9 protein-coding genes are annotated in these 7,805 nt (G+C 41.7%); 3 read left to right on the top strand and 6 right to left on the bottom strand.

Annotation, left to right across the window (positions count from 1 at the left end):
- Together QZT73_RS10055 and QZT73_RS10050 are read left to right on the top strand one after the other, a co-directional pair.
- Window positions 1-449 (top strand): fatty acid desaturase (locus QZT73_RS10055; protein WP_291787933.1); only part of this gene is annotated, 449 nt, incomplete at its 5' end.
- Window positions 450-833: 384 nt separating this feature from the next.
- A complete protein-coding gene (locus QZT73_RS10050; RefSeq protein ID WP_291787929.1) occupies window positions 834-1,664 on the top strand; it encodes a hypothetical protein in 831 nt (276 codons plus the stop codon).
- 73 nt (window positions 1,665-1,737) lie between these two features.
- Here the strand turns inward: QZT73_RS10050 and QZT73_RS10045 are convergent, their stop codons facing one another.
- The 5 genes from QZT73_RS10045 to QZT73_RS10025 all read right to left on the bottom strand — a co-directional run bounded on the left by QZT73_RS10045 (window position 1,738) and on the right by QZT73_RS10025 (window position 5,585).
- Window positions 1,738-2,970, bottom strand: a complete 1,233-nt coding sequence (locus QZT73_RS10045; RefSeq protein ID WP_291787927.1) for an NADH:flavin oxidoreductase/NADH oxidase family protein — start codon at window positions 2,968-2,970, stop codon at window positions 1,738-1,740.
- An 808-nt stretch (window positions 2,971-3,778) separates the two neighbouring features.
- Window positions 3,779-4,216, bottom strand: coding sequence for a MarR family transcriptional regulator (locus QZT73_RS10040; protein ID WP_291787926.1), 438 nt, complete (start codon window positions 4,214-4,216; stop codon window positions 3,779-3,781).
- A gap of 13 nt (window positions 4,217-4,229) precedes the next feature.
- Window positions 4,230-4,679 (bottom strand): hypothetical protein, encoded by a 450-nt coding sequence (locus QZT73_RS10035; protein WP_291787924.1) that lies wholly within the window; start codon window positions 4,677-4,679, stop codon window positions 4,230-4,232.
- A complete protein-coding gene (locus tag QZT73_RS10030; protein WP_291784888.1) occupies window positions 4,676-5,170 on the bottom strand; it encodes a glutathione peroxidase in 495 nt (164 codons plus the stop codon). The genes QZT73_RS10035 and QZT73_RS10030 overlap by 4 nt, the downstream gene beginning before the upstream one ends.
- A gap of 1 nt (window position 5,171) precedes the next feature.
- Complete coding sequence (locus QZT73_RS10025) at window positions 5,172-5,585, bottom strand: organic hydroperoxide resistance protein (protein WP_291787922.1); 414 nt, start codon at window positions 5,583-5,585, stop codon at window positions 5,172-5,174.
- A 535-nt stretch (window positions 5,586-6,120) separates the two neighbouring features.
- Between QZT73_RS10025 and QZT73_RS10020 the strand changes: the two genes are divergently transcribed.
- Entirely contained in the window at window positions 6,121-6,423 is a 303-nt protein-coding gene (locus QZT73_RS10020; RefSeq protein WP_291787920.1) for a GIY-YIG nuclease family protein, read from the top strand.
- Window positions 6,424-6,641: 218 nt separating this feature from the next.
- Here the strand turns inward: QZT73_RS10020 and QZT73_RS10015 are convergent, their stop codons facing one another.
- Window positions 6,642-7,694 carry a M42 family metallopeptidase gene (locus QZT73_RS10015; protein ID WP_291787918.1) on the bottom strand — a complete coding sequence of 351 codons (1,053 nt, stop codon included), beginning with the start codon at window positions 7,692-7,694 and terminating at the stop codon, window positions 6,642-6,644.
- Window positions 7,695-7,805 lie beyond the last annotated feature (111 nt).

Raw genomic sequence — 7,805 nt, 5'->3', positions numbered from 1 at the left:
TCTCTTGGGAAAATGAAATGATCCGTTTCACAGTTTACCAAACTGCTTATCTGCTGGTTGTTGTCGGAATATTCGGTTGGGGCATGCTGCCCTATGCCTTGGCCATTGCCTTGATCGGGGTGCTGCTATTGGAAACCATCAATTACATCGAGCACTATGGCTTAAGAAGGAAAATGCTGCCCAGCGGAAGGCCTGAGCGGGTACTGCCCAAACATTCCTGGAATTCAGACCATGAAATGGGGAGGATTGTTCTTTTTGAATTGACCAGACATTCAGATCATCACTATTTGGCCTCTAGAAAATACCAAATCCTTCGGCATATGGAAGAAAGTCCACAATTGCCCACTGGATATCCAGGCAGCATGCTGATAGCTTTGGTACCGCCACTTTGGTTTTTTGTGATGAATAAAAGACTGGAAGATCAAACCCGTCAATTGGAACTTGCATAAACCTAAAATATGCATTAGAATTTCTATCCTTCCGAAAACATTATGAACCTTAATGAATTAATCCGTCTACAACTATGTGTGATTTTAAGCAGAAATCTTATCTTAAACCGACTGAGAAGATAAATTGTGCTATTTCCTTTTGTCACTTTTTGTCTTGATACAAAAAGTAACCAATCCCGATAGCTCGGGACAAGACGACGGAATCCTATCAGCCCGCAAGGCCGGAGCCGGCCCGGTCCGTCGTCATTCCTCCCCTGATCTACTAAGTTGATCTCGTTTACATTGTATAAGATTTTCTTGTTACTATTTTCCATAAGTAAGCTTAAGTTAGTTCGTTCACAATACTTTTTCAAAATCTTGGAATTCGGGTTAAATTTACCAGAAATGACAAAGAGATTATACAGTTTTTTATTACTGACCTTCCTGAGCCAATTCAGCTTTGGCCAGGAAAAAAATTTCAGTTATGGCACCAACAATGCCGAGGCTTTGAAGTCCTATGAAAAAGGCTGGGAGTATATCCTTGACAATGGAGAATGGCAAAAGGCGGAAGTTGCTTTCAGAAAAGCCGTTGAATTGGATCCTGATTTCTTACTGGGTTGGAGCCAAGTGGGCCGCATCAGTCATGATCCCGAAGAAAGGGCAGCTATTTTCGAAAGACTTAAGAAGCAAAAGAATAGGTTAGAGGGTTGGGAAAAAAGATTGATGGAAGTTTATCTCGCAAGTCTGGAAATCATAGATTCAAAGGACAGAGGCATCGCCATAACACCGGTCAAAGTCAAGCAATTCTACCAAACCTCAGAGCAGCATTTCTCGGAATTTCTGAAATATTTCCCCCATGAAAAATACGTTCATGCAGAATACATTGAGGTGATTCATGGGATATATGGGGCAAAAGCAGCATTGGACAGTTTGGAAAAACACCAAAAAAAAGATCGGGAATTGATCCCTTTTCTCATGAGTTATCAAGCCCAATTATTGTCAGAAACCAAGCAATTTGAACTAGCCCTCAAAACCGCCCTTCAACTCGAAAAACGCCTCGAAAATCCCGATTTACCCATCATTCCTTTTACCTATGGATATATCGCATTTGAAAAGGGGGAATATGAGGTAGCTGCCATGCTCATCGACAAAACCCTAAGCCTGGATCCCAAGCATGTGATCGCCCAACGCCTCCAAAAAAAGATTCATGATCAATTAGGAATCCGGGACAATTAATATCAATCCATATCTTAATATCAATAAATATCTGATTTAGCTCATTTGGTATGATTTTTTTTGACAAGAGTATTTAACTTGCCCTCTCCTTCCAAATCCCTTTCCTTTTAAACACAAACCTGAACACATATTTCAGAAATACCCAAAAAGCAGACAAATTGGGCTTAGGGCCCTTACCTTCCCCGATACGCTCCAACTGCTCCCTGTACCAAACCGTCTCCATCACACTCATCCGGTCAATCGGTGCAAAACCGGTCTTGACTTTTTCGATCTTATGCAGGGGGTCTTTACCCGCCAATAGTTGATGTGCAGCATCCGGCTCAATTGCCAGTAAGCGGGCCAAACCCACCATATCCACATCCCCAGATTCAATGGCCGCTTTCATCCCCTGATAGCTTTTAAAACCTCCTGTCAGGACCAAGGGAACATCCACCGCTTTCCGAACTTTGACGGCAAAATCCATAAAATACGCTTCCCTTTCCAAAGTGCTTTGTTTCATTTTACCGCCTACCATAGCAGGAGCCTCATAAGTACCTCCCGAAATTTCAATCAGGTCAATACCCATTTCCGTCAAAAGTTGAATGGTCTCTAAGGATTCTTCTTCCGTAAAACCTCCTCTTTGGAAATCCGCAGAGTTCAGTTTGATACCTACAGGGAATTCATTCCCTACTGCTTTCCTAATGGCCTTGTAAACCTCCCCGACAAATTTTCTGCGTTTTTCGGGACTGCCTCCCCAAGCATCTATCCTTTGGTTATGCTTGGGAGATAAAAACTGACTGACCAAATAGCCATGTGCCCCATGAATCTGTACACCTGAAAAACCGGCTTTTTTGACGACTTCAGATGCCTTTCCAAACCTCTTTACTATGTCCCAAATTTCATCTTCTTTCAGTTCCCTTGGCGTATCAAAAAAGGCCTGCATGTCTTTGCGAAAAGGAATGGCAGAAGGGGACACATTTTCTTTGTTCAGCCCTTTGGGTGCCTGCTTACCGGGATGGTTGAGTTGTACCCAACAATGCGTTCCATTCACCTTGGCGGCTGTTGCCCAAGTTCGCAAGGCTTCCAAGTTCTGCTCATCCTCAATTACTACATTGCCCGGCTCACCCAAAGCCCTGCTGTCGATCATTACATTTCCGGTAACACATAAACCTATGCCTCCCTCTGCCCAAATACGGTACAATTTGGACAGGGCAGGTTTGGGGGAACCTCCTTTCTCCCCCAAACCTTCACTCATTGCCGATTTGAAAATTCTGTTTTTGATGACCGCCCCGCAAGGAAGCGTAAGGGATTGCACCAGAGGATTCATAAATTTTGTGTGGTTTGGAGGTAAAGATATTTGATTAAAACTTAAACCCGAATTATTCATTAGGTTTCGTTGTGAGGGTTCAAAACACAAAAGAATCAAGTATTTAGCGAATGAAGCATAGTCATCTCTATGGTGAATGAGCTAGATTCAGTGAAAACATTGTTTATATCCGCGGCAGATGAAGTCGTAATAACTTTTGCGCCGTGGCGTAGAAATTATAATACATATTTCCATCTAACTTATTCCTAATGTTAATAAATCGGAAATTCTGAATCAACCTAAATGAGAATAAGATTGAGGTTATTTCCTTTAGTAACTTTTTGTCCCCGCAATTCTGCGGGACAGGCTTTGACACAAAAAGTAACCAATCCCGATAGCTCGGGACAAGACGACGGAATCACTGCCCCACATCCTGGCCTCCCGAATCGCTTTGCTCTCGGGACAGGCTGTCACTAAATCCCGAGCTATCGGGACCAAAGGGATCATTTCTTAACGTTCCGTCCCCCAGCAAGGCCGGAGCCGGCCTCCCGTACGTACGGGATCGTCATTCCCCCCTTCCTACTTAGTCGATTTAGGTTTCAACATTATGAGATTCACTTAATACTGCCTACCGCTTATTTAACTTAGCAACTTAACGTTACTTTGAAAATATCTTAGAATTCGGATTAAAATAAAGTCTGGCCGGAAGGAGCAAATATACCAGATTACATGGTTCCAATATCCAACCATATCCAATATCCATAAAAATCAGCCCCACTTAGAAAATGAAAATTGCAAAGAACTATTTCTTCCATTTGCTCTTTGCATTTCATTTATTCCCCATGCATCCTATCCATTCCTGAATTTTATCCCGCATACCAACCAATTCATCCAAATCAACTGCCATATCTCCCATATTTTCCAGCAGTTTTAATGGGACTGATGCCGCCGCAGCTTGTAATGCTTTCCCCTCCCGGGTCAGGTGGATCACCACTTTCCTTTCATCCTCCTTCGCCTTTTGCCTTTTAACCAGGCCCATGGTTTCCATTCTTTTCAACAAAGGCGTAAGCGTATTGGTATTCAGGATAAGCTTTTCGGATATATCCTGAACCGCCAAGCCATCTTTTTCCCAAAGCACCAAAAGGACAAGGTACTGGGGATAGGTAATCCCCAATTTTTCCAGATAAGGTTGATAGGCCCGGGTGATCAACCTGGAGATGGCATAAAAGGGAAAGCAAATCTGGTTTTCAAGTTTGAGCTGCTCCATATCCAGACTAAAATTAATTTTGTTTTTTCAATAATTTCAGATAAGTCAAGGCACCTGTGGACCAGATGGCCCAAAGTACCAAGATGGGTTGAAAAAAAAGCCTGATCAATCTTGCCCTATCAGTGTCCAGACCAAAAGCATCTATGCCATTGATATACTGGGCTATATTCCCTGGGAAAATCAAGATAAAAAATATACCTGTCAAAAGTCCAAAAAGAATGCTTTTTGAAAGCATGAAGATGAGCCCTAATCCAAGTACAATCTCCATTACTCCTGAGAGGATAACTACCAGATCAGCATCTAAGGGTAGCCAGTTAGGGACCTGGGCCAGAAACTCCCCACGGTTAAAGGTCAAGTGGCTGATGCCTGCAAAAGCCAAAGCAAAACCCAAAACAACTCTGGCTATATGCTGCAGGATTGTCAACCCGGGCTTAGCTTCTAGAGTAAGGAAGTCCCCGCTCATTTATTTTGACTTTCTAATAATTTGAGGATATCTTTTTCAAGGGCTTCAGGTTTGGTAATTGGCGCAAAGCGCTTCACCGGCCTCCCCTTAGGGTCGATCAAAAACTTGGTAAAGTTCCATTTGATTCTTGAACCCAATAGCCCGCCAAGTTTGCCTTTTAAATATTTAAAAATAGGGTGGGCTGTATTGCCATTGACGTCTACTTTGGAAAACATAGGAAATGTTACCCCATAATTCAAAACACATCCATCAGAAATCGATTTTTCATCCCCTGGTTCCTGATTGCCAAATTGATTGCAAGGGAAACCCAAAATAACCAAGCCTTTATCCTTGTATTTTTCAAACAGTTTTTCCAAACCCTCATATTGGGGGGTCAGCCCACATTGGCTTGCCGTATTGACCACCAAAACCGTCTTCCCCTTAAACTCCTCCATGGAAACCTCTTTTCCCTGAAGGGTTTTGGCATTGAATTCATAAAATGTCGTTCCCATATTACAATAAGTTAATTTTTACCTCCACATTTCCTTTTATTGCCCTGGAATAAGGGCAACTATCATGTGCCATATCCAATAATTTTCTAGCTTCTGCCTCCTCAAGTCCATTGATCTCCACATCTAAGGTCACATCTAAATCCCAAGCGGTGGGGGTTCCCTGTACCAAGGCTATATGTGCTGTCACTTTTGAAGAAATAGCCAATCTTTGACTTTTAGCAATATAATTTAGGGCATTATCAAAGCAAGCAGCATAACCTGCCGCAAATAACTGTTCGGGGTTGGTATAGCTTCCTCCTAATCCTCCAAATACCTTGGGCAGCCTGACTTCCAGGTCCAGGACGCCATCATTTGATTTGACCCTACCGTTTCTCCCACCTACTGCGTAGGCTGTTGTTTCATAAAGTTTATGCATAAGTTTTGAATTTATATCGTGCGCGATATATTAACAGGGTTTGGGATGAGAATGTTTTTTTAAGGACAATTATTTTTAATAAAATTAGAATCAAGTAATCCATCAGCAAAAGGCCAGCTACTTAAATAAGCCTATCCTTGTCATTTCGACGACGAGGAACGAGGAGGAGAAATCTCTGTCATTCTGTTTTATTCCATAATATAGATTTCTTCCCGCAATGCTGCGGGACAGGCTCCTCTGGTCGGAATAACAAGGTAGAGCCTTTGGCATTATCAACCCACCTAAGTAAGGATAACTTTTTTCAAAAAAAATAAATATGAAGCCATCCAATAGCAAAAGGACCACTACTCAAATAAACCTCTCCTTTGTCACCTCGACGAAGGAGAGGTCTAAAACAAAGAAGATTTCTCTCCGCCACGGCGGATCTAAACGACAAGGGGAAGTCTTTGCTTTTATCAACCCATCTGAGCGAGGAGAGGTCTATTCAAAAAAAATTTTTACTATTTTTAGGTATAACTTTTAAGATTCCATTTTTATGAGAAGGCATGAATATTTTGTCTACATCTTAACAAATCAGAACAAAACAGTGCTTTACGTTGGGATGACAAATGACTTGTCAAGAAGATTATCGGAGCATACTGACAAATACAATCCCGAAGGCTTTACAGCCAAGTATAAGTGTAAATTCCTTTTGCACTGGGAGTCTTATCAATATGTAAGAGATGCCATTGCCAGGGAAAAGGAAATCAAAAAATGGAGAAGGGAGAAAAAGGAGAAATTAATCAGTGAAAACAATCCAAACTGGGATATTCTAAATAGAGAAGTTATGGAGGATTGAGAAGATTTCTCATTAAATTATAATTAGATTTCTCTCTTCGTTCGAAATGACAAGGGCAAGCCTTTGACATTATCAACCCATCTGAGTGAGGACAACTTTTTTAAAAAAATTAAATATGAAGCCATCCATCAGCAAAAGGCCAGCTATTTTAATAAGCCTATCCTTGTCATTAGCAACCCATCTGAGTGAGGACAACTTTTCCCCTTTGCCCAAAAAAATCAATGCCCCCAGCCATATCCGGCCATATCTTCCAAACAGGCTTTCAATAAAAGAATACTATTGGCTATATCCTCCTTATTTGCCATTTCTATGACTTGGTGCAAATGCCTGGTAGGAATGGAAATCGCCCCGGCAATGGCTCCCTGCTTACCCATGCGTTGCACACCTGCGGTATCGGTGCCACCTGCCGTCAAGATTTCTGGCTGCCATTTAATGTTGTGTTTGTCTGCTGTACTTTTCATGAAGGCTACCATCCTGTAATCACAGATGGTAGAAGCATCCATGATTTTGATTGCGGCCCCTTTACCTAATTCGGTAATTTTTTCATGGGGCTGAGCTCCCGGTACATCAAAAGCAATGGTAGTATCCAAGGCAATCCCAAAATCCGGATTAATGCCATGAGCAGCCACATTGGCTCCTCTCAAGCCTACTTCTTCCTGTACCGTAAATGTAGCGTATACATCAAAAGCAGGATTCTTTATCAGTTTTAAGGTTTCAATGAGGATAAAAACTGCCACCCGATTATCAATGGATTTACAATTGACACAATCTCCCATTTCTATGAGTTGCCTGTCCCTGGTAATCGGATCCCCAACGGAGATATACTTCACCACTTCTTCTTTGGTCATACCAAGATCAATAAAAAAATCAGTGGTTTTGGGAAGTTTGGTTTTTTCCTCAGCACTCATAACATGAATGGGCTTGCTTCCCATAACACCTACCAAGTCTTTCTTTCCATGAATAATGACTCTTTGTGCAGTGAGGGTTTTGGGGTCAAATCCGCCTAAAGTATGGAATCTTACAAATCCCTGATCATCAATATGGGTTACCATAAAACCAATTTCATCCATATGAGCAGCCACCATCACCCTTTTTCCTTCAGGGTTATTTTTGGATTTTTTTATGGCAATGACATTACCCAAATTATCTGTCTTTACCTCATCTACATAGGGGCTAACTGCCTCCATTACAAAATCCCTAACCCTTTTCTCGTATCCAGGTGCTCCCGCCAATTCACAGATTTCTTTTAAGAGCGCTGTATTTATTTCCATTTTTTATGTTTGCTTTTTCATACAGTTGACGTTTTTTTGTCAACCTTTTTCAGGCATTCAAATTTTAATACTTTGTACATGACACTTGGTACCTGCTTGGTACATTGTACT

The organism is Cecembia sp. (assembly GCF_007126775.1).
Classification (GTDB): domain Bacteria; phylum Bacteroidota; class Bacteroidia; order Cytophagales; family Cyclobacteriaceae; genus Cecembia.
This window is presented reverse-complemented; position numbering and strand designations above follow the sequence as displayed.